Annotated in this window: 15 protein-coding genes; 3 read left to right on the top strand and 12 right to left on the bottom strand. The window is 53.9% G+C overall.

Annotated elements, in window-relative coordinates; genetic code table 11:
* Positions 1-60 precede the first annotated feature (60 nt).
* Together ACFSSA_RS05750 and ACFSSA_RS05745 are read right to left on the bottom strand one after the other, a co-directional pair.
* Entirely contained in the window at positions 61-1740 is a 1680-nt protein-coding gene (locus ACFSSA_RS05750) for an MFS transporter (RefSeq protein WP_386819166.1), read from the bottom strand.
* Positions 1741-1899: 159 nt separating this feature from the next.
* Positions 1900-3651 carry a vWA domain-containing protein gene (locus ACFSSA_RS05745; protein ID WP_386819164.1) on the bottom strand — a complete coding sequence of 584 codons (1752 nt, stop codon included), beginning with the start codon at positions 3649-3651 and terminating at the stop codon, positions 1900-1902.
* Positions 3652-3886: 235 nt separating this feature from the next.
* Between ACFSSA_RS05745 and ACFSSA_RS05740 the strand changes: the two genes are divergently transcribed.
* Genes ACFSSA_RS05740 through ACFSSA_RS05730 form a run of 3 tightly spaced genes read left to right on the top strand, consistent with a single transcriptional unit; the run spans position 3887 to position 9555 of the window.
* The gene (locus ACFSSA_RS05740; RefSeq protein WP_386819162.1) at positions 3887-5278 is read left to right on the top strand and encodes an efflux transporter outer membrane subunit; all 1392 of its coding nucleotides are present in this window, start codon (positions 3887-3889) and stop codon (positions 5276-5278) included.
* Between the two features lie 6 nt (positions 5279-5284).
* A complete protein-coding gene (locus ACFSSA_RS05735) occupies positions 5285-6424 on the top strand; it encodes an efflux RND transporter periplasmic adaptor subunit (RefSeq protein WP_386819160.1) in 1140 nt (379 codons plus the stop codon).
* The gene (locus ACFSSA_RS05730; protein WP_386819158.1) at positions 6421-9555 is read left to right on the top strand and encodes an efflux RND transporter permease subunit; all 3135 of its coding nucleotides are present in this window, start codon (positions 6421-6423) and stop codon (positions 9553-9555) included. Before ACFSSA_RS05735 ends, ACFSSA_RS05730 begins: the two co-directional genes overlap by 4 nt.
* Positions 9556-9682: 127 nt before the next feature.
* Here the strand turns inward: ACFSSA_RS05730 and ACFSSA_RS05725 are convergent, their stop codons facing one another.
* The 10 genes from ACFSSA_RS05725 to ACFSSA_RS05680 all read right to left on the bottom strand — a co-directional run bounded on the left by ACFSSA_RS05725 (position 9683) and on the right by ACFSSA_RS05680 (position 25969).
* A complete protein-coding gene (locus tag ACFSSA_RS05725) occupies positions 9683-10498 on the bottom strand; it encodes a PEP-CTERM sorting domain-containing protein (protein WP_386819156.1) in 816 nt (271 codons plus the stop codon).
* 120 nt (positions 10499-10618) lie between these two features.
* Positions 10619-12985, bottom strand: coding sequence for a substrate-binding domain-containing protein (locus ACFSSA_RS05720; protein WP_386819154.1), 2367 nt, complete (start codon positions 12983-12985; stop codon positions 10619-10621).
* Between the two features lie 47 nt (positions 12986-13032).
* The gene (locus ACFSSA_RS05715) at positions 13033-14286 is read right to left on the bottom strand and encodes a DUF1552 domain-containing protein (RefSeq protein ID WP_386819253.1); all 1254 of its coding nucleotides are present in this window, start codon (positions 14284-14286) and stop codon (positions 13033-13035) included.
* Between the two features lie 28 nt (positions 14287-14314).
* Complete coding sequence (locus ACFSSA_RS05710) at positions 14315-16678, bottom strand: DUF1592 domain-containing protein (protein WP_386819152.1); 2364 nt, start codon at positions 16676-16678, stop codon at positions 14315-14317.
* Positions 16679-16861: 183 nt separating this feature from the next.
* A complete protein-coding gene (locus ACFSSA_RS05705; protein WP_386819150.1) occupies positions 16862-17551 on the bottom strand; it encodes an isoprenyl transferase in 690 nt (229 codons plus the stop codon).
* A gap of 35 nt (positions 17552-17586) precedes the next feature.
* Positions 17587-18855: an adenylosuccinate synthase gene (locus ACFSSA_RS05700; protein ID WP_386819148.1), complete on the bottom strand. Its 1269-nt coding sequence runs from the start codon at positions 18853-18855 to the stop codon at positions 17587-17589.
* A 173-nt stretch (positions 18856-19028) separates the two neighbouring features.
* Positions 19029-20186, bottom strand: a complete 1158-nt coding sequence (gene carA, locus ACFSSA_RS05695; RefSeq protein ID WP_386819144.1) for a glutamine-hydrolyzing carbamoyl-phosphate synthase small subunit — start codon at positions 20184-20186, stop codon at positions 19029-19031.
* 198 nt (positions 20187-20384) lie between these two features.
* The gene (locus tag ACFSSA_RS05690; RefSeq protein ID WP_386819142.1) at positions 20385-21341 is read right to left on the bottom strand and encodes a c-type cytochrome; all 957 of its coding nucleotides are present in this window, start codon (positions 21339-21341) and stop codon (positions 20385-20387) included.
* Positions 21338-23440 carry a DUF7133 domain-containing protein gene (locus tag ACFSSA_RS05685; RefSeq protein WP_386819140.1) on the bottom strand — a complete coding sequence of 701 codons (2103 nt, stop codon included), beginning with the start codon at positions 23438-23440 and terminating at the stop codon, positions 21338-21340. The genes ACFSSA_RS05690 and ACFSSA_RS05685 overlap by 4 nt, the downstream gene beginning before the upstream one ends.
* Before the next feature lie 126 nt (positions 23441-23566).
* The gene (locus tag ACFSSA_RS05680; RefSeq protein WP_386819139.1) at positions 23567-25969 is read right to left on the bottom strand and encodes an excinuclease ABC subunit UvrA; all 2403 of its coding nucleotides are present in this window, start codon (positions 25967-25969) and stop codon (positions 23567-23569) included.
* Between the last annotated feature and the right edge of the window lie 25 nt (positions 25970-25994).

Raw genomic sequence — 25994 nt, 5'->3', positions numbered from 1 at the left:
AAAAAAGACGGCGCACCCGAATCGGATGCGCCGTCTGGAAGTAACTAACAAAGGGCCGGGTTAGCGGACAGGACCTTCCACACCGCCAGTGGCTTCTTCGATATTGAGTGGCTTGTATCCTCCGATTGCGCGGAAATAGAGCATCAGGAGCAGATAGATCACTGCCATCCCGGCGGGAATGAATGAGTCAATTTTCAGGACCTTTCTGTTCCCTTGGATATCGGACTTCGCGATCAATTCCTGTTCCGGAGTCAGGGTGGCTGCCTTTTGGATGGTTTTCTCATCCTCTGAGCCGCGATCCACGGCGACTTTGGCCGCATAGATGTCCTTGGCGGGATTGAGCACCTTGGGATCGATTGGTTGAACCGATTCGAAAGACAGGAATTCGCTGGCATTTCCAGTGCTCTTGACCTCTGCATAGAGTGCGCTGTCTGCCTCTTTGAGTTCGCCAGCGGAGAATCTATCGCGGGCATATCCGAGACCGGGACCACCCAGAAGCCCGACCGACAACATGCCGATGCCGCCCATCAAGCTCATTGCAACAGCACCGGTCCGCGGGAAGCGATCGCCAATGACTGCAAGCATCGTCGGCCAGAAGAAAGTTTTGCCAAGCGCATAGACAAAAAGTGCACCGAAGGCGACTCCGAAGGAGCTGACGGCGCTTACCAGATTGAGGCCGACCACTGCGAGGAGGGAACAGATGAAGAGAAGGCCGATAGGTTTTACCCCGGCTTTGCTTTCAATGAAATGGGCGCAGAAACGAAGCCCGAACATGATCAACGAAGTGAAGACGAAAAGGATCTTGCCTTGTTCCGGGTTGAGAATGGTGCCGGTGATATTCTGGATCCAGCCGTCGGTCCCGAGTTCGACACTGCCGACGAGCGCGTGGGTGATGAAAAGCACGAAGATCAGCCAGTGTCCGATCGCGAATTTTGTGAGGGTGGCGACCCAAGCGAGGAGCGCGAAAGCAACGATGCCCGAGAAGATATTGGAAAGCGTTTCATTGAGTCCGAGAAGACCACCGAAGAAATCCCTGCGGAGGAAGAAGAACAGCAATACGGAAACGATCAGAGTCCCCAGAATGCCGACGTCTTTGAACATTTCTCCCAATTTGAGGCCCTTTGCGGATGCTTCGGATTTCGGATACTTCTGTTTGAAGAACATGATGCCGTAAGCGAGGGTCGGCACGAGATAGAGAGCCAACTGCCATTTCCAGTCCCATGCGTTTTCACCGGAGCCGAGGGTCCAGCCGATCAATCCGCCGAAAACCATGCCGAGCGGCCATGAGGCATGAAGGATATTCAGATAATGGGTCCGGTTCTTTGGGTAAAGCGTGGCCACGAGAGGGTTTGCGACAGCTTCCAGCGTGCCGTTGGCCAGTCCGAACAAGAAAGTGCCCCAATAGAGGAATTGGTAGGCGGTGTTGCTATCCATTCCCGGCTTTGCCGCAAATGTTACAAAAGCGGAGAGAACGTGGAGCAGGAATGCGGTGAACACCAATTTTCCGTATCCGATTTTATCAACTACGATTCCACCGATAATAATTCCGAAGCAGAAGCTGATGAAGCCGGCTCCGAGACTGATTGCGCCAAGCTGGGCTCCATTGAGGTTGAAGGTCGATTCCCAGGTGCTGAAGAGTCCTCCCCGGACCCCGAAGCCCACGCCGGCGGCGAGGATGGCGGTGAAGCCTGCCCAGAGGAGTCGGCTGGCATTTGGTGCTATTGCGTCTGAATTACTCATGTGGTTTTAAATTGTTTGTTGGGATTATAGATACAGAGGGATGTTGGCAAGCATTCGGCAGTGGAAACCAAGATTCTTTCCGCCGGTTGTAATTTGATGAAGCGCCAGCGGAGATATTGCTGGTGCTGGCACCATACGTAACAGAGCCGGTCTTTTTATCTATTTTTCTTCAGCGGAGAGAATTGTGATGGGGATTCGCGCGAGAACACGGTTTCCATTCTCATTCATATAGCGGATTTCCGCTTCTCCCGTGTTTTTGGGCGCTTCGACTTTTAGCGGAGAGCCAGCCGAGGTGTAAGCCCAGCCCTCGTAATTGCCGTCCTCCACATTCTTAGGAACGATTGTGATAAAATCCCCTTTGTTGTCTGGGCCTGTCCATTCGATGGATACGGAATCCTCGGCCAAAGCCCGGGGAGCGGCTTTCATAGTGATTTCCGCAGCGATGATTTTCAGCGGAGCGCGGGCCAGGACCCGGTTCCCGTTCTCATTCATATAACGGATCTCCGCATCGCCAAGAGTATAGCTGGCGGAGACTTCCGAAGGAGACCCGGATTCCGTATAAGCCCAGGACTCGTATTTGCCGTCATCGAGGTCCTTTGGCACGATGGTGAGGAAGTCCCCTTTGTTATTCGGCCCCGTCCATTCAATGGAAACGGCGGATCCCGCAATGACTTCCGCAGGCGATTTCAACGTGATTTCGCCTTGCAGGATTTTGATCGGGTGGCGTGCGAGGACAACGTTGCCCGTCTCACTCATGTAGCGGATTTCTGCATCGCCGGTGGTAAATGTGGCGACCACAGGGAGAGGATTTCCCCTGCTGGTGTAATTCCAACGCTCGTATTCGCCATCTTTTTTGTCTTTCGGGACGATCGTAATGAAGTCTCTCTCATAACCGGGACCGGTCCATTCGATCAGCACCTCCGAGCCTGCAATTGCTTCGGCGGGAGCTTTGAGAGTGATTTGAAATTCTGTGAGCGTGATGGCACGTCTCGCGATGATTTCACCGGTAGAGCCGGAGATATAGCGGATCTCCGCGTCACCGGGAGTGAGAAGTGTGGTGAGTTTCGCAGCCGTTTTTTCAAAGGTATAGGCAAAGCCTTCGTTCGCGTTATCCTTCGCCTTGGCTTTTGCAATCGTGACATAATCACCTTTTTCCGTGTCTGTTTTCCAGCTGATTTCGATATCGGAACCGGCAGTGGCTGTATCGGGCGCGGTAAGTTCCACCTCACGTGCTGCTGCGGGGGCTTTGGTCTCCACGGTGGGCGCGGCGGCATCGACCGCTAGATCCAAGGCATCCTTGAGCGAGCCGGCATCCGATGCAGGAAAAAATTTCCCGCCGGTGGAATCCGCGATACAGCGTAGTTTTTCGCTTTCCTCCGGCTTAAGGTCGAAGGCGATCACATGGGCTGTGAAGTCGACTCCGAGTTCCTCCAGCTTTTTCGCTGCAGCGCAAGGATCCGCATCACAGGTTTCGAGCCCATCGGAAACCAGAATGACGGTTGCCTTCTGTTCCTTGTAGCCCAGGCCTTCAGCTGCGAGCTCCAGAGCAGCGGTGATCGGGGTCATCCCTTTTGGCATGATATCTTGAACAGCGCTAATATAGGCGGAGCGATCCACTTTCCCCACGGGGATGAGCAGCTCGATATCCTCGCAATCGCCTTTACGCCGATGCCCGTAGGTCATCAAGCCGAGCTCGGTCTCCTCCGGGAGATCCTTGACGAGATTTCCAACGACTTCCCTGGCGATCTCGATTTTTGCCTTTCCTTTGATTTGCCCCCACATGCTGCCAGACGCATCGAAAATGATCAGGGCTGAGGGAGATTCTTTCGCCGCCGATTGCTGGGCGGAGAGTGGGGATAGGCTGATAGATGCCAGTAAGATCGACGACAATTGGGGTAAAAGGCGTTTCATGGGTATAATTTTTCGTAAAAATGATCTAACGGTTTTTAGCTAGCAGCTCTACGGAAATTCGGCAATGCCGTTTCAAAAAATACAGATGAAATAAGTGTGCGGTGGCATTTTTCAGTCGAAACTGACGTTTGCGTTACAATTGTTGTATGAAAATACACAATTTTCGTGGCAGAAGCATGCTCTCCTGGGTCGGTTCCGTAATATCATCCTTTCCGCATAGTTTTGTTCTTCAGTCATGTCATCCATTCGTTTCGCCATACCGTCGCTCGCAGCCGGAGTTTTACTGGTTTCATGTCCTTCGCTTCCATCCGCAAAAAGTGACGAAAGAGACGAGGGCTTGGAATTTGGAGGAGAGTATGCGAGCGGCAGAGCTCCTGTTCCAGAGCTGGTGGGTAGCCTGAGCGATCTTTTCAGGGACGGGGAATTGAAAAAGCAGATCCGGCTCTCCCAGAGTAAGAATCCTGATCTCGCTGAAGCTGCGGCGCGTTTGGAGGAGGCTGGATTCAATACCCGCAATGCAAGAGCGGGGCTTTTCCCTTCCATTGATGCCAGCGGTGAGGCACGGCGGCTGAAAACAAACTCATCAGGCGGAGGCAATAATTTCGGCTCGGTCATCACCAATAGTTACAGCGCCTCGCTGGATGCCCAGTGGGAGGTGGATGTATGGGGGCGGATTCGGGCCGGTGTTGCTGCTGCGGATGCAGACCGGAACGCCGTTGCGGCGGATTATGCGGCCGCCAGTCAATCGATCGCCGCACAGACTGCCCAAGCATATTTCGACCTTATCGCGGCGGGAAAACTAGAAGATCTGGCGACACGCCGGTTGGAATCATTCCAGAATACGCTGGATTTGGTCAACCGGAGGTTCGAGCTAGGGACTGCGGATCTGGGCGAGCTGGACCTGGCCAGAACTGATGTGGAAACCGCAAAATCGACGATCAACCAGCGACGGAATAGCCGCGACCAAGCCTCACGCGACCTGGCGGTTTTAACCGGGGCGTATCCTGATGCGAGCCGCACCGCCAGTGATTGGCCCTCGTTGAAACGAGGCGTGGCAGCCGGGATCCCATCGACCTTGCTGGAGAGCAGGCCTGATATTTTTTCCGCCTACCAGAGGATCCGTGCCGCAGATGCCAATGTGAAAGTCGCGCATCGAGACCTTTTTCCCAAGTTCAGCCTCACTGCCGGTAGCGGGCAGCAATCCTCGGTTTTATCCAATCTGGCGGAATCAAATTTCACGGTTTGGTCGCTCGTCGGCGGCCTTGCCGGGCCTGTGATCGACGGTGGCGAAAGACGCGCTGAGCTGGGAGCCGCAAACGCCCGGGCAAAACAAGCGCTTGCCAGCTATCGCTCCACTGTCCTCAACGCTTTCCGCGAAGTGGAGAACGCTCTAGGCTCCGAGCAATATCTGAAAAAGCAGGAAGAGGCTACTGCACGGGCACTCGATGCGGCACGCAGCGCGGAGGATAGAAGTCTCCGGAATTATGAATCCGGCCTGGTGGAGATTCTCACCGTCCTCGATGCGACACGCCGCCGTTTTACGGCAGAAGAAGATCTCATCAGCCTTAAGAATCTCCGATTCCAGAACCGTGTGGCCCTCGCCCTCGCCCTCGGCAAAGCATACTAATTTCCCATGAAACTCGCTCTCAAGATTATCGTCCCTGTCGTCATCATTGTTCTGGCATTTTTCGGTTATGAATTTCTCGTGTCTCTAAAAGAAGAACCCCAGGTGAAACAACCGCCACCGGTGGTGCCTGTGGTGGATCTACTCACCGTTTCTCCAGAGAATCATTCCCCTCCTGTGAGAAGCTACGGCACAGTGACGAGCTATTTCGAGACGGCGCTCACCCCCCAGGTAAGTGGTAAAATCACGTATGTATCTCCCAAATTCCGTGTTGGTGAGTCAGTTTCCCCGGATCATTTATTGGTAAAGATCGACCCGACGGACTACGAGGCGGCTCTAGCCGAGCAGAAATCGATACTCACAGTTGCGGAGCGGACCTTTGCCGAAGAGGAAATCCGTGCGGCCCAAGCGGCGGGCGATTGGGAAGCATCCGGCCGGGAGTTATCGAAAGCTTCGGATTTTGTATTGAGAAAGCCACAGCTATCGGCGGCGCAGGCTGATATGGACGCTGCGAAAGCAAATATTGCCAAGGCCCAGGCAGATCTGGATCGCACTGAGTTGCGTGCTCCTTTTTCCGCAATTGTCACTGCACGTTCCGCCTCTCCTGGAAATCAAGCCTCACCACAGGCATCTCTCGGGAATCTTGTTTCCACTGAAAAAGTAGAAATCCGGCTGCCATTGACAGCCACCGAAGCGGTCCGGGTAAAGCTGCCGACAAATGCAAAACTTACCAGTCCGCTGAAACCCGGACATGTCTGGGAGGCAAAGCTGGTGAGGCTGGATCCAACGGTCGATCAGAAAAACCAGGTGATCTACGCCGTGGCGGAGGTGACGGATCCCTTCGCTGACGAAGAAAATCCTCTGCCGGTAGGGATGTTCGCCAATGCATTGATTGATGGAGTGGAGATAGAGAACAGCTATCGCATCCCGGAAGCGGCTTTGGTAAACGACCAATACCTATGGATCATCGGCGAGGACGAAAATCTCAAACAGGTTCCAGCTCACAGGGAGTTCGGCCACGATGGGGATATCTTTGTAACTCTGGATCCAAGCACTGAGAAACCGGCTGGCGAAATCCGGGTCGTCACGAGGCCACTGAGTAATTTCCGCGATGGAATGAAGGTGAAACCAGCACAGACAACGAAGTGAAAGAAAAACATCCTTTTATCACTTGGTTCGCAGACAATCCGGTTGTTGCGAATATTCTGCTGCTCACGGTTCTTGGCGCAGGCATTTTTTCAGCCCTCACCGTCCGGAAGGAAGGTTTCCCGGCGTTCGCTGCAGAAACTGTCACCGTTACCGTGCCGATCCGGGGCGGCACTCCCGAGAATGTCGAGCGTGGTGTTGCCATTCCCATTGAGGAGTCTCTGCAATCTGTCACGGGTATTGATGAGGTCCGTTCGGTTTCCACCGATAGTCTGGCGACGGTGACTGTGGAGTCCATCGAAGGTTATCCGATCACGAAGCTTTTGGATGATATCAAAGTCCAGGTGGATGCGATTCCCTCGCTTCCCGAGCAAGCGGAAAAGCCGGTAGTGACAGAGCGGAAACGCACCAACCAAGTCCTTTGGATCGAAATTTACGGCACTGCGGATGAAGCCCAGAGGAAGGAAACCGCGCGGGCTATCCGTGATGAACTTCTCGCTCAGCCAGCGATCTCCAAGGTGGAGACATTTGGCGCACGCGATTACGAAATCTCCATCGAGCCGTCCGAGGAGCAGCTCCGCCGCTTCGGAATGACTTTCCAGGAACTGGCGGATGCCGTAACGGAAAACTCCGTCGATCTGGGAGGTGGTGACGTTCGTTCCGAGCGGGGTGATATTTCGTTGCGGGCTCGTGATCAGGCATACCGCAAGAAAGATTTCGAAGATCTACCGGTGCGGACCAATCCTGATGGAACGCGGATATTCGTTCGCGATGTCGCCACGGTGAGGGATGGATTCGTGGACCAAAAGTTTTTGAACCGATTCCGGGATATGCCGACAACCAGTCTTCAGGTTGTCACGGAAGGCAATGACGATATTCTTGATGCCGTAAAACAGGCACGGGAAGTGGTGGAAAATGTCAAAGACCTACCCGAAGGGATAGAGGTTGCAAGCTGGTTGGACGGAGCGGCCAACATCCGTGATCGGTTGGCGTTGCTCGGCTCGAACGGGGTTGTGGGTGTCGCGTTGGTGCTAGGGATTTTGATGCTTTTCCTGAACTTCCGTTTGGCCTTTTGGGTGGCGGTGGGTATCCCTGTTTCACTGGCAGGTGCGGTCGCCTTGTTCCCAATCCCGGGGATCGATATGTCAGTGAATATCATTTCTGCTTTCGGATTTCTGGTCGTGTTGGGTATTGTCGTCGATGATGCCATTGTTATCGGAGAGTCGATTTATTCCGAAAAGGAAGCGAGTGAACACGGCAAGGAGGGTGCGATCGAGACCACGGTCCGCGGAGTGAGCAAGGTCATCACGCCTGCGACGTTCGGAGTGATCACCACCATTGCCGCGTTCCTTCCTCTCACTCAGGTCAGTGGCCGCTTGGGCAATGTTTTTGGACAGATCGCTACGACGGTGGTGTTCTGTCTGATTTTCTCTCTGGTGGAGTCAAAGCTAGTGCTCCCATCCCATCTTGCGCATATCGATGTGCATCGAAAGCCGAGGAATTTTATCTCGAAGGGGTTTAAAAGGTTACAAGACGCCGTCTCGAGTGGTTTGGCCGGTTTTATCAACCGTTTCTACCGGCCGGCGATTCACTGGGCTATTCCCTGGCGGTATGCGGTTCTCGCGGCATTTATCGCGGTCTTTATTCTGGTGATTGGTTTATTCCCGGCCGGGAAGCTACGCTTCGTGTTTTTCCCGAACATCTATAATGACAACATCAGTGCCAACCTCACCTTGGAACAGGGCCAATCGGTGGAGTATCTGCATGCTCAGACAGAGCGGATCGTCGCAGCGGCGGAAGCTCTGGCCGAAAAATACGAAAAGCAATACGGGCACAATCCGTTTATGGAGATCCAGGTTTCCGCTAGCACAAATACGGCTTCTTCCGTAGTAACAGAGCTTACGAGATCGACAGAGAGGGAGTTTTTACCTACTGCGAATATAGTGCAGGATTGGCGCAAATCTGTCGGAAACGTGGCAGGCGCCCGGTCACTCACGTTCAGCGCGACTGCGGGACCACGCGGGGGAGATATAGAGATAAATCTGGAGAGTGATGACCTCGCGGAGCTGGAAAAGGCTGCCAAAGAAGTCAAGGCTGTCATCGCCACCTACCCGGGGACTTTTGATATCAGCGACAGCTTCAATTCAGGGAAACCGGAAATCGTCTATTCCATTACTCCGGAAGGCGAAGCCGCAGGATTTACCCAGCGGGATCTGGCTCTCGGAGTCCGCGATGCGTTTTTCGGGCGCGAGGCGCAGCGTGTGCAGCGTGGGCGGGATGAGATCAAAGTCATGGTCCGCTACCCGGAGGAGAAGCGTAATTCGCTTGAAACTCTGCGAGAAATGAGGGTCCGCGCTGCGGATGGATCAGCAGTGCCCTTCCCGGTGATCGCCGATGCGAATTATTCGGAATCTCTGGCGTCCATCGAACGTATCGATAACAAGCGGGTGGTATCGATCGAGGCCTCGGTCAACAAATCGGTGACAAGCTCGGATGAGGTGACCACCCGCCTGACCAATGAGTTTTTTCCGGAGTTACTTGCGAGCCATCCAAGCATCTCCATCAGCGAGAGCGGTGAGGTGGAGCAGCGGGAAAAATCCTTGAACTCGCTGATGGTGGGATTCGGTTTTTCCATTGTTTTCATTTACGTGCTCGTAGCGATTGCGCTAAAGAGCTACCTCAAACCGTTGATCATTATGTCGGTGATCCCCTTCGGGATTATCGGGGCGTTACTTGGTCACTACGCCATGGGCATCCCGATCTCTATTCTCTCGGTTTTCGGAATTCTCGCGCTCTCCGGCGTGGTGGTGAACGATTCACTCGTGTTGGTCTGTGCGGTTGATGACCTTCGGGCCGAAGGGAAAACGCTCGAGGAGGCTGTGCGCCGTGCCGGTGCCGATCGTTTTCGCGCAATTCTACTTACGTCGCTTACCACATTTTTCGGCTTGGCTCCGCTGCTACTCGAAACCCAGGTGCAAGCGCAGTTTTTGAAACCAATGGCCGCCTCGCTGGCGTTCGGAATCCTTTTCGCCACATTCATCACGCTATTCCTGCTCCCCATACTATTTATCATTATAAATGATTTAAAACGAGGCATCCGGGGCTACTTTTCACTCTGGAAAAGGCAGGCCTGAATGCCAGGCGGGCCGTCGCTGGAAACGGTGATCTTACGGTAAAGAAAGTCTCTTTTAGGTCAAAAAAAAGCCCTCACCTAACGGCGAGGGCTTTTTTGAATGAGTAATCTTTGCCGGGAACGAGCGATTATCGGCGGCGGCGGGCCACAAAGCCAAGAAGTCCAAGACCACAAAGCGCAAAAGTGCTTGGCTCAGGAACTACATCGTGCGTGAAAGATAGATCAAAAGTGCGTGCCCAACCTGTCGGATCAGCGGTTCCGGAGGTATGGACGATGTTGTTGAAAAGAACAGTTTGGGTAGATGCGAAGTCGATTTCCTTGACGAAATAGCGGTATCCTTCTGTGGTGCCCGCAAGGTCGTTGGTTACGGTTACCCCGTTGATATCAGCCGATGAGGTAGCTGTAGTCGGGCCCGAAGCCGTGCTCGCGGAAGTTCCGTAGCCGGCACCTGTGAAACCAAACGAGGTCACACTCCCAACATTGCTGGATACACTAGTAAGAGTAAACGAAAGCGTCTCTCCAGATTGCAGGCCGGAATTGATTCCTCCGGTTACTCCTAATCCTTGTCCGTCAAATCTCACCGTTCCACTGCCACCAGTGGCAGTCACAGAAATCGTAAAATTAATATAGTCGTTGGTTCCGCCAACCCCGTCAATGTCTAGGCCGGACCAAACAAAATTGTAGCTACCCAGATCGTTGTTGCCGGCAGGTGCTGTTGTTCCCGTCCCTGGACCGGAGGCAAACCTTAGCAAGCCGGTATTCGTTCCACCTTGGGTAGAAGTTCCCTGATTGGGATATAGTCCATCCGGAACAGACTGGCTTGTCGGGCGGAAGTTCAGGCCTGTCGCGGTAATCGTAGCGGCGGCCATGGATTGACCCGCTGGCAGAAAACTCATGAGACTAATGATGCCAGTGGTTCCAAGTATTTTTTTGGTTAATTTCATGTTATAACTATAGGTTTTTTAATTTCGCTAGGAATTGTTGACAAAATACCACGATGGAAAATGAAAAGAAATGCTAATTAACGAATAAAAATTCATTCAGAGCGCAATAAACTCCTTCGATTAGCCAAAATGTCGCTTCCTGAATTGCGACGCGGAGCAACCGGCTTGTGATTTGAAAAGATGACAGAAGTGCCGGGTATGTTTGAAGCCGCTCAAGGCCGCAATTTCGTTAATCGAAAGGTTTGTGCTCGTGAGCAGGTTTGCCGCCGTATCGAGTCTGGCTCGTTGGATCTCATCTAAAATTGATCGGTTCAGAATAGATTTGAAACGGTTCTCCAAGCTCCGCCGGCTGATTCCCGAAACCTTGACGATTTGTGGAATCGATATTTCACCATTATGCCGGAGTCTGATGAAGCTGAGCGCAGCATTAATGGCGGCGTCGTCGGTCGCCGCTCCCCGTGTAGATTCCCGTTCCACAACATGACGGACGGGAATACGGAGCGGAGCCTGCGGGTAATCGGGTTCCGCACGGATGATTTTTACCAGGTATTCGATAATCCGGTATCCGGCACGGCGGAAACCGATATCGATGCTGCTCAGATTCGGAGTCGCGGTATTGCAATAGAACTCGGAATTATCTGTGCCCAGTATGGCGAGATCCTGGGGGATTCGTAAGCTTGCCAGCTCGCAGCATCTCATCAAGTGGAGGCCAAGTGCGTCGTTGAATGCGAAGATTCCGCAAGGCTTGGGAAGAGTTTTCAGCCAGGTGACAAGGCCTTGATCGTCTATCCAGGTGCCTCGGGATATATTGGAGGCAGGTATCCCGGAGACCAAAAGTTCATCACGGAATCCGCCGAATCGATCCCCGGAACGGGAGTCCGCGATATAGCCCCCATCATGTGGAGAGGGTTCCTTAGCGTAATCGCAATAGGCGAAATGCCTGTAGCCTTTGTGGAGAAAATGATTTGCCGCAATCTCGCCAACAGCGCGGTTATCGATGTGAACCGACCAGTTGAGCGGGTGCTCGCGCTCATGCTCAAAATAAACCAACGGTTTCTTCCCAAGAATTTCCGCTGGAACGTCTGCCTGGGGAGTTGCGATAAATCCATCGTGGCGGGAGATGGATTCCCCACCCGTCAGCTGGGTGCTGCTCTGTGCGTGTCCCGGGAATCTGGATCTGAATAGGAGAGTGAGACGAATGTCTGGATTCTCTCTGATAAAATCCTGGGCACCTCTGAGCATATCGTGCCCGGTCTCGTCTGCGAGGGGGGAAATGAAACCGACGACCAAAGTCTCGGTTTTAACCTTCGGCAACAACGCATTCCCGGATGGGGAGATGAGTGATTTCCGGTAGCCGGTGGCTGTCTGTCCCTGTTTGCGCTTGAAAATATGATGGAGCGCGGAGGCCTCCCAGCCCAGCCGCTCGCAGATTTCGTCCACTGAAAGGTCTGTGGTGCGGAGGAGGCGTTTTACTTTCTCCAACCGGATTTCCAACATTTTTTGCCGGATAGTGGTATGAAGGTGTTGCTGAAAGAGCTTCTCGAGACTGCGTAGATTCGTCCCGGCAATCCTGGCGACCTGGGCGGCTGTGAGCTGGGATTGATCGGGCGAACTCCGAATCGCTTCCAAGGCTGACTGCAGTGTGGGGTTAGGGGATGATAGATGCCCTGTCGATTCCCGGAGATCGGGGAACGGCACCAATGTTTTGTGCGGCCACGGCACTGGATCGCGTTCCCGGATTTTTCGGGACAATGTCTCAAGCGCATGATAGCCGATTTCCTCCGTCCGCATGTCAATACTGGAGAGCGGAGGCTGGCAGAGAGAGCAGATCAGCCGATCATTGCCAACACTGAGAACCGCGGCTTCCTGAGGAATTTGAATCTCAAGCAAGTGGCAGGTCTGGATGATTTCCAGGGCAAAGGTATCGGATGGGGCGAAAATCGCCGTGGGTTTGGGCAGAGTCTGTAGAAATTCTGTGAGGCGGCTGGAAGCTGATCCCGTAAAGGGGCGAATCTGATTTTTTTCCACTCCCAGCTTGAGCAATTCTTCCTGAAAGCCTTCCACCCGGTCTTTGATTGCGGCTGGCGCCAGGTTATCCAGCAGCCGTGGATCGGCGAAGATCGCATAGCTAGAGGGCCGGAGATCATGCAGCGTCGTTGCGGCGATTCGTCCGCTTTCCCGCTCTTCCGAGAGAATATGCTGCAGATGGGGGCTTTTATGGGAAGCGCTGACCGTAAGCACAGGGATCGTATCGGCTATTTTCCCGAGTCCCGGCTCCGTCCGGTCGGTAAGCATCCCGTCGTAATTACTTAGTTGGGAAACGGTGGGATTGGCTACACCCGCCAAGAGATCCAGCTGGATGGCTTCATCGCTAGACTGGCAATAGCGTAGAGCTCCCCGGACAAGATTCCGTCCCTGTGCCCATTGCATCCCTGAAAGGATGGCAATGTGAATTTTCCTACCTGTGGCCGTGCTGGAATCCATCATGCAACATGTGGTAGCCTACGCAAGACCCGGTGGGATCGACTAGATTTTTATATGCCGCTCATCGTGCTGGTGGAAGTGGCGAACCTGTCGTGTTCCAAACCAAGGTTTTGCAGCATGCTCAGATAGAGATTGGGCAGGGGATAGTTATCAGTCTGTGAGAAGGCCAGGTGATGGCCGTGCTTGAAGCCGCCACCCGCGAAAAGCACAGGCATGTTTTTGTTATCGTGGGAGGATGCGTTCCCAAGATTGGAAGTCATGATGGACATGGTATCCTGCAAAAGATTGTGCTTCTTCAGCTCTCGTAGGAAACCACCCCAGGTATCGATGTTTTGTTTTTCCACGATAGCCAATTGCTCCAGCTTTTCAGGATCTTTGCCGTGATGGGAAAGGCTATGATAATTTTCCTCCACTCCGTCGATGGAGCGGGTGTTGTTGCCGGTGCAGTGGAGGGTAACAAAGCGGGTGGAATCAGTCCGCAGAGAAAGTGCCACGACATCAAGCATGGCTCGCATTTGGTCGGGGGCGCTATTGTTATCGGCAAGTTCAGGGAGCTCGGTGATGCGCGGCTTGGGGCGATTCAGCCATGCTTCATTGACTTCGAGACGGATTTCCAGATCACGCACGGAGCTGAGCCATTCATCAAGCTTCTGGCGATCTCCGGCACCTAGCTTGCGCTCAAGGGATTTGGTCTCGTTGCGGACAATATCGAGGATGGATTGTCCTTGTGAGTTGATTTCCACCTGTCGTCTTTTCTCATCCTCGGAGTCTTCCATGAAGAGCTGGGCGAAAAGCTTACGGGCATCGTTGATGGCAGGGATCATCGCACCGTTTTCCGTATAGGATGGAGAGCGGGTCTGTGCGGTGTTCAACACCAGCGATGGGAAACGGGTCTCGTGGCCCAAGTGTTTCGCCATGAGCTGATCAATGGAAATGGTGTTCCTGTCCACGGCGCCTCGGTTCAATGGGCAGGCAGAATAAATGGATGCCTCCGCCGTATGCCCGCCATTTACCCCCGGGTGTGAAGTGCCGGAAATGACGGTGAATTCCTCGCGGATATCCTGGAGGTCGGTGAGGTAGGGGGATGGTGTGTAGCTACGCCCCTTTTCTTCCGGCACAAGATATGGACCGTGTAGTCCCAATGAGAGTGAAACACCGACGAAACGCCGAGGGCTGACCGGTGCGCTTGCACCGAACGCGGGGACCATGGCGTCCAGCATCGGAAGACAAAGGGCGATGCCGGCCTGTTTCAGAACAGTGCGGCGGGAAAGTGTCTTTTTCGTGGAAATATACATCTCTTTGATTGGCTGGAATGGTGAAAAGGCAGAAGATTTATTTTCTGAGAAACAGAGGACTGGTGATCATCTCTTTTATGATCGTGCGAATGCCATAGTTATTCTTACGCGATTGGGCGGTAATCTTATTCAGAATTTCGTCATCGCTGAAGCGAATGTCCGCACCTGTCGCATAGGTCGTGATCTGGGATGCGAAGGCCCTGGCCAGATGTTCAGGCTTCGAGAGTTGGATTTCCTTCCATTCATGATAGTTGGAAAACTCTTCGCCATCTGGAGTGATGCCACTGGAATCAACTTTGGCCGATTCGTTGACTCTTCCATAAAAATCGCGCAGCTGGCCCACGGGATCGAACTCCTCGAGGGCAAAGCCAGCTGGATCGATCTTTACGTGGCAGGAAGCACAGGAACTGCTGCTTTTGTGTTTTTCGAGCTGGTCGCGGATGGAAACGGCCCCGCGGGTGTCTGGCTCGATTGCAGGCGTATTCGGTGGAGGCGGATCGATGTGATGCCCGAGTATACGCTCGTTTACGAAAACCCCACGGAGAACCGGAGAGCTCACCGAACCATCTGCTGTAACTTTCATGATCGCTCCCTGCGTTAACAAGCCGGAGCGCGAGTCTTTATCAAGCGCGATCTTCTGGATGCCTTGGCCGGACTTGAGCTTCTCAAAAGCAATTCCGTAGTGCCTTGCCAAGCGGGTGTTTGCGAAGGTGAAGTCCGACTCCAAAAAGTTTTCCACACTCAGGTCCCGCATGACGAGTTCCCGGAAAAACAGACGGGTTTCCTCGACCATGGAGTCTTGCAACACCGGATCAAAGATCCTGAATCGTCTTGGATCCGGCTGGGTGGCATTGATATCGCGAAGCTCCAGCCATTGGTCTGTGAAGGATGCAATGAAGCGACCCGATTTTTCGTCCGCCAGCATCCGGTCGACCTGGGAGGAAAGCACTGCCGGATCGCTCAGCCGTCCTTCATCAGCCAGGGATGAGAGCTCTCCGTCTGGAACCGATTTCCAGAGAAGGTAACTCAATCTCGCTGCGATGGCGTGGTCGTCCAACATTCCCGGCTCTTCCACGAATGTCAGAAAATAAGGGGAACAGAGGATCGCCTGATAGCCGCGGCGCAGGGAATCCGAGAAGGTGTTTCCTTCCTCATAAGCGCCCAGGGAGATTTTCACATACGGCTCCAGAACGTCCGGGGATGTTGGCTGGCGGAAGGTTCGGCGGGCGAAATCGCCGATCAAGCGTTCCAGATGCTTCTCCGGGGTTTCCGGGCCATCGACCAATTCCTGGACGGAGAGCCCCGGGGCAATTTTTGAGAGCACTTCGTCGCGTGTCCCGTTTTGTTGGACTCGGTTGACCGAAATTCCTGTGAAAGCAACGCCATTGAAGCCTTCTTTTGCCAGATCGCGGCCTGAATAACTTTCGTAACCGGGTTTCCGGTTGAAAGTGGATAAGCGTTTCTGATCGCCTTCCGCCGGGATCAACAGCATTCCGTAATCTTTTTTGATCCATGCGCGGAAGGTCAGGTCCCTTGCTTCGGGAGTTGCTTCCACGAGGCCCACTCTATGCTGGATCGGATCATCCGAGTTCCCCGAAGTGGAGTTAAGGACGGCCCAGACGGCACCGTCTTCCCCACAATTGATGCCTCTGACATTATGAACGGTGACATCATACCAGCCAGCCTCCGGAACTTTGGTCGCCATCATCCGGCCGCCGAACTGGATGCCGATAGGCCAGGAAACGATCCCTGTCTTGGTCCGCTGCGGGCCGCGATAATTCGCCCGCTCGATCCCTTGGGTAAGCGCTTTTCTGCCGAACCATTGCTTGAATGCGTGGTCGTCGCCAATAGCCCGGCTAAAAGCCTCCTCAAGCGCTAAATCGGCGGCGTCCATATAACTGCTGAGGTGGAAGCTGCTGAGCTGTTGGCTGGCCGCAGTGGTCGTAAATCCCTCTTCCGCGTCTGCGGTAAGAAGGTCGATAAGTGGAATGTCGATGGCGAGAATGTCCTGCAGACTGTATTGATATTCTTCCCGGGTCAGCCGACGGCTTCTCACCCTGCCGTTCTCCAGGATATCCGCCAGATCGCTTTCGAGAAGCGGTTCCCGGAGCTTGCCCAGGAAGTCCTCGAGTTCTGTCTTGTCAGGTTTACGGCGTTTGCCAGGTGGCATGTCTCCGGAATGAACTTTTCGGAATACCCGTTCCCAAGTGGCCTTGTTTTCTTTGCTCGTGGGATCGAACTCCAGATTCATGAGATCCAGATCCGCTTCCGTATCAAGATCGTCATGGCATTCGTAGCAATTGTTTTCCAAAAAGGTTTCAAACTCAACGCGTGTATCCTCATTGGCGAGGAGCGCGGAGACAAACGCGAGAGGCGCGGCAAATTTGAAAATTGTTGGCATTACCCCATTTTTTACGCCTGAGTATTGAATTTGCTTTCACAGCTTTTCCACTAAAGATGAGATGGTTGGTTGCGACGGAGGGGGAAAGACCGGTAAGCGTTTCTGCAGGAGCGTAATTTTCCTCCATGAGGGCGAAGGTAATTCCGGAATCGGGTCCTGGCCGCCCAGAATATTTGCGTTTTATTACAAGGCGCCGAAGCGCCGATGGCGGGTTTTATACTCTTCCACGGCCGCGAATAGGTCTCCTTGGCGGAAGTCCGGCCACATTTTCTTCACGATGATCATTTCCGAATAGGAGATCTGCCATAGCAAAAAATTGGAAACCCGCATCTCTCCGGAAGTGCGGATAAGGAGATCGGGATCTGGAATATCCGCCGTGTAAAGATGTCGTGCAAAAAGCTCGCAAGTAATCTCCGCGGGATCAATTTCCCCGGCGATAGCTGCTTGCACGATGGAGCGGGCAGCCGCAGTGATCTCTTCGCGGGCCCCGTAGGAGAGAGCCAGAACAAGAGTCATGGAATCATTATTTCTGGTGTGTTCCTGAATCCTTGTCAGCCGTTCCCTGGTGGCAGCCGGCAAGCGGTCGATTTGACCGATTGCTTGCAGGCGCACGTTTTGCTTGTCCAGTTCCTCGGCTTTTTCATCGAGAAAATGGTCCAATAATGTCATCAATGCATCAATTTCCGCCTCCGGGCGATTCCAGTTCTCCGACGAGAAGGCGTAAAGTGTGAGATATTTGATATCCAGCTCCTTGCATGCATCCATTACTTCCCGCACGGATTCAGCCCCGGCACGATGACCCTCGGCGCGAGGGAGGCCGCGCTGCTTTGCCCAACGGCCGTTGCCGTCCATAATGATTGCGATGTGTTGCACAGAATTTCCTGGATGCGGGCAGCGAACCGCCTTCTTTAGATTGCCAGAGTCTGCTTCCGGTCAGGACCCACGCCGACGAATGCGATAGGTGCGTCACAGAGCTCGGAAAGACGCTGGAGATAGGCTTTTGCGTTCTCCGGGAGCTGTGCGTATTCCGTGCATGCGGTGGTATCCTTTTTCCAGCCTGGAAGGGTCTCATAAATCGGCTTGGCTCTATCCCAGAAAGAGCGATCCGCAGGTGGAAGCTCGTGGCGCTGGCCGTCGATGTCATAGGCGACACAGATCTTCAGCTCATCATACTCATCAAGTCCATCGACATTGGTGACGGCAAGTCCGGTGACGCCATTCACCATACAGGCAAAACGGAGTAAAACGGTGTCCAGCCAGCCACAGCCGCGGGCACGCCCTGTTGTCGCGCCGAACTCACGTCCCAGATCGTGAAGGTATTGGGAAAGTCCCTCGTCACCAGTCGGGAAAGGTCCGGAGCCCACCCGGGTCGTGTAGGCTTTGCAGACACCGATGACAGACTCAATAGCCGTCGGTGGCAGTCCGGTGCCAGTCGTGGAGCCACCTGCCGTGGTGTTCGAGGATGTGACAAACGGATAGGTGCCGAAATCGATATCCAGCAAAGTTCCCTGAGCGCCTTCGAAAAGCAAATTCTGCTTCTCCTTCCAGGCCTTGTGGAGCACTGGAATCGTATTGGAAATATGCGGGCGCAGGCGTTCGAAAGCTGCGTAGGTCTCTTCGATAACCGCTTCGGCGGTGAACGTCGGAAGATCGAATTTTTCCAAAATCTCATTCACCTCGGATACACGGCGCGTGATCTGTGCTTCCGCGAAGGGACGATCCAAGAGATCCGCCATACGGAGGCCACAGCGGTTGATTTTATCGGCATAAGCCGGGCCAATGCCACGTTTTGTCGTGCCGATCTTTTGGTCCCCAAGGGCTAGCTCGCGGGCTGCATCAAGTTCTTTGTGAAAAGGTAATACCACGTGAGCACGGTCTGAAATCAAAAGCTTTTTCGGGCAGATCACGATGCCTTGCCCTTCGATTCTTTCGATTTCCACGCAAAGGCCGATGGGGTCTACAACAACACCGTTTCCGATGACGTTGACCTTGTCGTCCCAAAGAATGCCGGAAGGAAGAAGGTGCAGGACGTATTTGATGCCTTTTGCAATAACTGTATGGCCGGCGTTGTTGCCGCCTTGGCCGCGGATGACGACATCCGCGGATTCGGTGAGATAGTCAACGATCTTGCCTTTTCCTTCGTCGCCCCATTGGAGGCCTGTGATTACTGTGTTCATGAGATTGGAGATGCTTTCAAATCGCCCTCTTGGAGCAATTTTTTCACGGATAAATAGAATGATTGGTCAAATCGATGCGGGCCAGATCCCCCGGGTTGATCCCGATCCTTCAGGGTTTACCGAAGGAGCAGGAATCAAAGGCGGGAACGGCGTCTTTCGGAACGGGAACGCGATTATCCGCGGTTTTTCTTCGTCGATTCGATGAGTTCGGCGAATTCCGTGAAAAAGTAGGATGCGTCGTTCGGTCCCGGAGCTGCCTCCGGGTGATATTGCACGGAGAAAACCGGAAGAGTCTTGTGGCGCATGCCCTCGACGGTTCCGTCGTTCAAGTTCACGTGGGTGACTTCCACATCATCCGGAAGAGAATCGGGATCCACAGCAAAACCGTGGTTCTGGGAAGTGATGGAAATTTTTCCGCTGCGGAGATCTTTCACCGGCTGGTTTCCGCCACGGTGACCGAATTTCAGTTTGAAGGTTTTCCCGCCGTAGGCGTGGGCGAGAAGCTGGTTGCCCAGGCAGATGCCGAAGGTAGGTAGTTTGGTAATCAGCTCTTTGATTTCCGCATGGATATAGCCGAGCGCCGCCGGATCACCGGGACCGTTGGTGAGGAAAAGTCCATCTGGATTTTTCGCCAGGATCTCTGCTGCGGAAGTGGTGGCTGGGACTACTTCTACTTCGAAGCCGGCCTGGCGCAGCATGCGGAGCTGATTGTATTTCAACCCAAGATCGAGAGCGATCACCTTGTGTTTTGCTTCCGGGAGCTCGGTGTAAACTTCGCTCTGGCCGAGTGAGACGTTTGGCAGTGTCCACGCGCGGGATTCTTCTTCCCATGAGTAGGCTTCCTTTGTTGTGACTTCCTTTACAAAGTCCGAACCTTCCATTTGAGCGGAATTTTTCGCAGCTTCGATGGCTTCTTCCTCGGAAAGCTCGGTGGTGACACAGGCTCGCATCGCACCGAGAGAGCGCAAATGTTTGGTCAGAGCACGGGTGTCGATCCCTTGGATTCCGAGAATGTCGTGGCGTTCCAAATAATCGGACAGACTTTCACGTGAGCGCCAGTTTGATGGGATGTCACAGAGTTCTCCGATGACAAATGCGCGGATGTGCGGACCGGAGGATTCGTTATCTTCTGGGTTGATCCCGTAATTCCCGATCATCGGGTAGGTCATTGCGACGATCTGGCCGCGGTATGAGGGATCAGTGATAACCTCCTGGTAACCTGTCATCGAGGTATTGAAACAGATTTCTCCAGTGGTAGTTCCGCTGGCTCCGTAGGAAATTCCTGAAAAGCAGCGTCCGTCTTCGAGGGCAAGAATGGCGGTGGTGGGCACGGGGCGGGAGGGTATGTACGTCGGGCGCGGGATGGAACACTAAATTTTAAAGTTTCATCGTCATTTTTGCGATTGGATCGGTTTTTTTCATGAAAAATCATGCAGGAAGCCCATCCCAGCCTGTTTCGCTGGCCCGGAGCCAGGTCATAGAGAGGACAGCAGAATCGCAAAAAATCTCCAAGGCAGCCGCAGAAACAGCTATTCCTGGGATTTTAGGAAGTCGATGAGAAGATCCACCTGCTTGGTGCTGAGTATACCGGAGAGATCTGCCATGGGAACGGCCTCGTAGCCTTTCACAATTGCCGCCTGAGGCTTGAGTATGGATTCACGCACGTAGGCTTCGTCGGCAACGATGGTTTCAGCCTTGCCGTTGCGGGTGATCATTTTTTCCGTGGTCCACAGGCCCTTGAAGGTTGGGCCGATGAGCTTGCTGCCATCGGTGGAATGACAGGCGATGCAGTATGTCTGGAAAAGCTCTGCTCCGGTCTGCTTCACCACCTCCCGCTTGTAAGGCTTTTCCGGTGCCTTTGGTGTAATCGTGATCTCAGCGCGTGCGGCATCTGCCGGGATCCTGATGATGCCTTGGGATTGCCATTCCAAAGCATTGCCGAGGCTGACTTTTTCGTGACGGCCAGCATCAAGGAGGTAGAATCGATCTTTGCCGTTTTTGCCTTTGAAATATAAAGTCGTCTCGATGATCCCTTCGGCAGAAGAGGTGAAAGTTTGTTCGATTTCCTGGCCGTCGACTTCAAAGAGAAATGTCGGCTCACCACTTTGATCATCCCGCCGGTAGCCGTGGAAACGAAGGGTCCGAGGTTCCGCGTCTGCGGCTCCGATCCGTAAAGGGTTCTTCGCAGTGCCGAAAGTCTGCCGGGAACCGAGGGTTTTCACTCCCTGTCCGCCGCGTCCATCGGCTTCCCCCCGGAAATCGAGGAAATCCCCCTGCCACGAGAAAAGTGGAGAGGCGTTGACCGCATCGAATGCATAGTTGAAGCCGCCCGGTTGTCCCACAGCGATTGCGCGCGAGGATGCGCCGGGTATGACAGCCCGCTGCACCAGCGTTTTTTCGCCGACTACGATGTCGCGTGGCTTCGCCGCATGGGACGGAGCCGTGGTGGAGAGAACCAATGCAATGGATAGTAGCTGTAATTTCATGGCTGGAGGCGGTTCAGGGTGTAGTAGGCGTAATTGTTTTCGAGCGTTTGTCCGGATTTGGATTCAAGCTCGGGAAGTTGGATTTGGTAGATGAATTCTTTTTCCAACGGGAGCTTCACGGAGAGCACCTTCCGGTCTTTCGAGACCTGCAGCCCGGTGATCCCGACCAAGGACTCGTTGATTGGTTCAGAGCCATATTCATCCCAGTATTCGAACTGGTAGTGATTGATGGAAATGTCCTCTACCTTGGGTAATTCCTCGCTTAGAGCCTCCGTGAAATGGATGTCGAAACCATCCTTTGTAAGGCTGATGTGGTGCATTTCGAATGGAGTCTGCGTTTCATCGAAGCGGATGACTTCGATCAAGGGATCTCCCGCAACCCATCCCCGCCCGACGGAGCCTACCCAAAGGTTGCCCTCTGGATCGAATGCCGTGGAATAGGCGGCGCTACCCAGCGGGCGGATGAAAGGGAATGCCGCGCCCTGATACGCGCCAGCCACTTTTTCCAGCGCCACCCGGGTGATGTTGCGGTGGGCAATATCCGCGATGAATGCCTGATCTGCGAAAGGCCCGAAGCCTGTTTTTGGCGCAAATGAAGGATGGCCGGGAGAGTTCGTGAGGTCTCCATGAGCCAGAAAGACTGCGGGGCGTTTGCGAATTTTCGCGAATTTATCCAGATCCAGGGGTGGAACCGATTCGATTTTCTCGTTCACACTTCTGAAGTCCATCACCCGGGGTGTCAGACCGTATTCCGGCATGTCCCAGTAACTTGCCGGATGCCCTAGAAAATCGCCCTCTTCGACGTGGCTGAGGTAGGATGAAGCGATCCAGTCGCCTTGGTTATCGGTTACGAAAAGTTCGTCTTTGGAGTTCATGCCGATTCCGGCGGGAGATCTTAGCCCTGAGGCAAATGGAGTCACGCTTCCATCCGGGCTGTGTTTCATGACCCAGCCACGATAACCCAAAGGGGAGGTCATCTGATTCGGGTAACCATCGGGTGCTACGGAAAACGCTCCTCCGGCGTTGAGCCCCAGCGAGAAGAACATTTCTCCGGCTGAATTAATCCGCGGGCCGTAGGCAAATTCGTGATACTGCCCGGTGAAACGGAACCGGTCTTCCACCGTTTGGTAAACATCCGCCACGCCATTCCCATCGGTGTCTTTCAGGAGTGTTAGCTCCGGTTTCTGCATGACGTAGACTCCACTTCCATCCGGTGCGCTGCGGATGCCGTTCACCTCATCGAGACCGTCGGCGAAGAGTTTCCATTTCCCATCTTTTCGCGCCCATATTCCTCCGGTGCGGGTGGAGACATACAGAGTGCCATCTTCAGCAAAGTCAAAATCGGTAGGTTCGAATCGAAATGGCTCGACGATGCTGGGGATCTCAATCGTGTCCACGCTATAGCCATTCGGGATGGTGGGGGTATCTTTGTTGCGTAGAAAACTGATGGTGAAGCTTCGTTGGTTCGGGAGGAGGTTTTTTAGCAGATTACGTTGGTTTTGTTGCCCATCGGTCGTGACTCTTCGAAAGTCTGTCTGATGCAGCCAATAGTTGAGATACTCGTCGTTTTGTCTGCTGGGGTTTATCTTGAAGTGGATGCGCTGGAGTTGCTCGGTAACAAATTCAGGGCTCTCCTCAATATCCCATGACATATCGGCTTCCGGGACTTCCAGTTTGTAGCTGAAAACGACTTTCCCTTCGCGGACATCCGCTCCGATGAATGTGCTTTTGGCCTCGTAGCGAGGCTTCTCACCAAAAGTCCACGGAGCGCGATCCAAAGAAAAGCCCTTCATTTTCTCATTGGACGGAACAAAATTTCCCGCTTGGTCCACTCTGCCAAACTGGCCGCTCCATGTTCCCTCCAAAGTCATCTTGTTCGGATCGAAAAGAAAATGATGCCCGTTGGCCTGACCTACGGCGATCATTGGAAGTTGTCCATTTTCCGGGGCCGGGACTTCGCGTAGAATGATTCCGTTTTGAACGATCAATTCATTTCCCTCACCCATCTGGAAATTGCCGGATTTCTCCGCTGCTGATAGGTGGAGGCCCAGTAGGAGGGAGGAAAGTGATAGGGATGCTAGAACGGAAAATCGGATCATGGAGAGACGGAGTTACAGGGAGTAATACGGCGTGAGGTCTGGGTTCTTGCAGAGGTGTAGGTTCCGCATAGGCCCTTCGGGAAGGGATATGTCGGCAAGAGGCTGCGCTCCGTAAAAATTATTGGATCAACTCCGGTGATCTGAGCTCCTGACCAGCTCGCCTCCATTTTTTCCGCCTCCTGGACCGAGCTCGATCAGGTGATCTGCCGTGGCGATAACATCCGGATGGTGCTCGATGACGATCACAGTGTGTCCGGCATCGCGTAGATGGAAGATCGCTTTGAGCAGCTTATCGACATCGCCGAAGTGGAGACCTGTTGTGGGCTCATCGAAAAGGTAGAGCGTATGCGGAGAGCTGGGTTTGGAAATCTCCAGGGCGAGCTTGAGCCGTTGGGACTCCCCGCCGGAAAGCGTGTTTCCAGCCTGGCCGAGAGATAGGTAACCCAGGCCTAGCTCGTCCATCGTATGGAACATCCGGTAAAGCTTTGGAATCGGGCGGAAATGGACTTTCGCATCCACGACAGACATTTCGAGAATTTCGGCGATCGATTTTCCTTTGTAGGTGACCTCAAGGGTTTCGCGGTTGAATCTTTTTCCCAGACACGCAGGGCATTCCGTCCACGCATCCGGGAGGAAATGCATTTCGATCTTCAAGCGCCCGTTGCCTTGGCAGCGCTCGCACCGTCCGCCTTTTGCGTTGAATGAAAAACGGGCTTTCGTGTATCCGCGCTGTTTCGAGAGCGGAAGTTTTGCGAATAGATCGCGGATCAGATCGAATGCTCCCATAAAGGTCGCCGGGTTGGAGCGCGGGCTGCGGCCTATCGATGATTGATCTGCGAGGACAAATTTCTCGATATGTTCCATGCCGGTGATCGCATCGTGCTCACCTGGATCGATCTTGGACTTGTGAAAATGCCGGGCGAGAGCCTTTGCCAGAATGTCATTAATCAGCGTGGATTTACCCGATCCCGAGGGGCCGCTGACAACGGTGAGCCTACCCAGCGGGATCCCGACAGTAAGATTCCGGAGGTTGTGCTCGCGTGCTCCGGTGATCGTAAGTTTTTCACTGGGAGCGTCCGCCGATAGTTTATTTGGAATGAACTTCGGGACTTCTCCACGCAGCCATTTTCCGGTCGGTGAATCGATGTCCAGGGGAGAACCGGATGCCAGAATTTCGCCTCCCTGCGGCCCGGCTCCCGGCCCCATATCGATGAGGTGATCCGCTGCACGGATGATTTCCTCATCATGTTCTACCGCGATCAGCGTATTTCCCAGATCGCGCAGGCGCAGAATAGCAGTGATCAGCCGCTGGGTATCTGATGAATGCAGGCCGATAGATGGCTCATCGAGAACGTAAATCACTCCGGAAAGCCCTGCTCCAAGCTGCGTGGCAAGCTTGATCCGCTGAACTTCACCACCGGACAGGGTGCCGGAAGAGCGATCGAGCGTGAGATAATCCAGGCCGACATCTTCCAGAAATGACAAGCGCTTCTCGACTTCACTGGCGAGTTCTCCGAGAGGAGCCGGGCGGTGTTTGAGAAAGGAAATCCAGCTGCGGGCCTCCTCGATGCCGAGCTGGCAGAATTCCATGATACCCAGCCAGTCATCCGCCGGGCCTTCGAGTTTCACCGCCTGAATTTCTTTCTTCAAGCGCAACTGGCCGCAGGTTTTGCAGCCAAGTCCCTCGCAATCCGGGCATGCGCCTTCAAGGGTATTGAAAGAAAAATGACGTGGAGAGAGGTCTCCGAAGATTTCTCCGGTTCGAGGGTTCCGGTAGGATGTTTGAAAGGTGAGCTCACGGTAATCCCTTTCTTCAGGAGACATCAAAAGCACTCGGGCTTCGGCTCCGCACAAGCGCAGGGCGAGCTCGATGGAATCGGCAAGCCGGGCCTCGATTCCCTCCCTGATTACGAGTCGGTCGATGACAATTTCGATTCTATGAGGGCCGGGATCGTCGATCGATACCTCGGTGATTTCCTGGATGACTCCATTGAGCCGGATTCGTATAAAACCTTGGCGCTGGAGATCTCCGAGAAGCCGCTCCGGCTCTGCGGTTTCCGCATCCGGCACTGCGGCTAGGATGATTAGCTTTGAGCCTTCCGGTTGGGCGGCGAGCTCCGTGATGATTTCCGAAGGACCCATGCGGGTCATGCGCTCGCCGGTGATCGGATCATGCGGGACACCTGCCGCCGCCCAAAGAATACGTAGATAATCGTAGATCTCCGTGGCGGAAGCGACCGTTGAGCGTGGTGAAAGTCCTCCGACGCGTTGTTCAATGGCGATCGCCGGGTTGAGACCTTCGATGGAATCTACCTCCGGCTTTTCCAGTTGGGAAAGAAACTGCCGTGCATAAATGGAGAGCGATTCCACGTAGCGGCGCTGGCCTTCCGCATATATCGTATCGAACGCGAGAGAGGATTTTCCGCTGCCGGACGGCCCTGTGATCACCGTGAGCTTTCCCTTCGGGATGCTGAGATCGAGGTTTTTCAGGTGGTGCTGGCGCGCGCCGCGGATCTTCACTTCGTTCATCTGGCCAAGGACTCTATTTCTTTGC

The organism is Luteolibacter algae (genome assembly GCF_042683045.1).
Classification (GTDB): domain Bacteria; phylum Verrucomicrobiota; class Verrucomicrobiia; order Verrucomicrobiales; family Akkermansiaceae; genus Luteolibacter; species Luteolibacter algae.
This window is presented reverse-complemented; position numbering and strand designations above follow the sequence as displayed.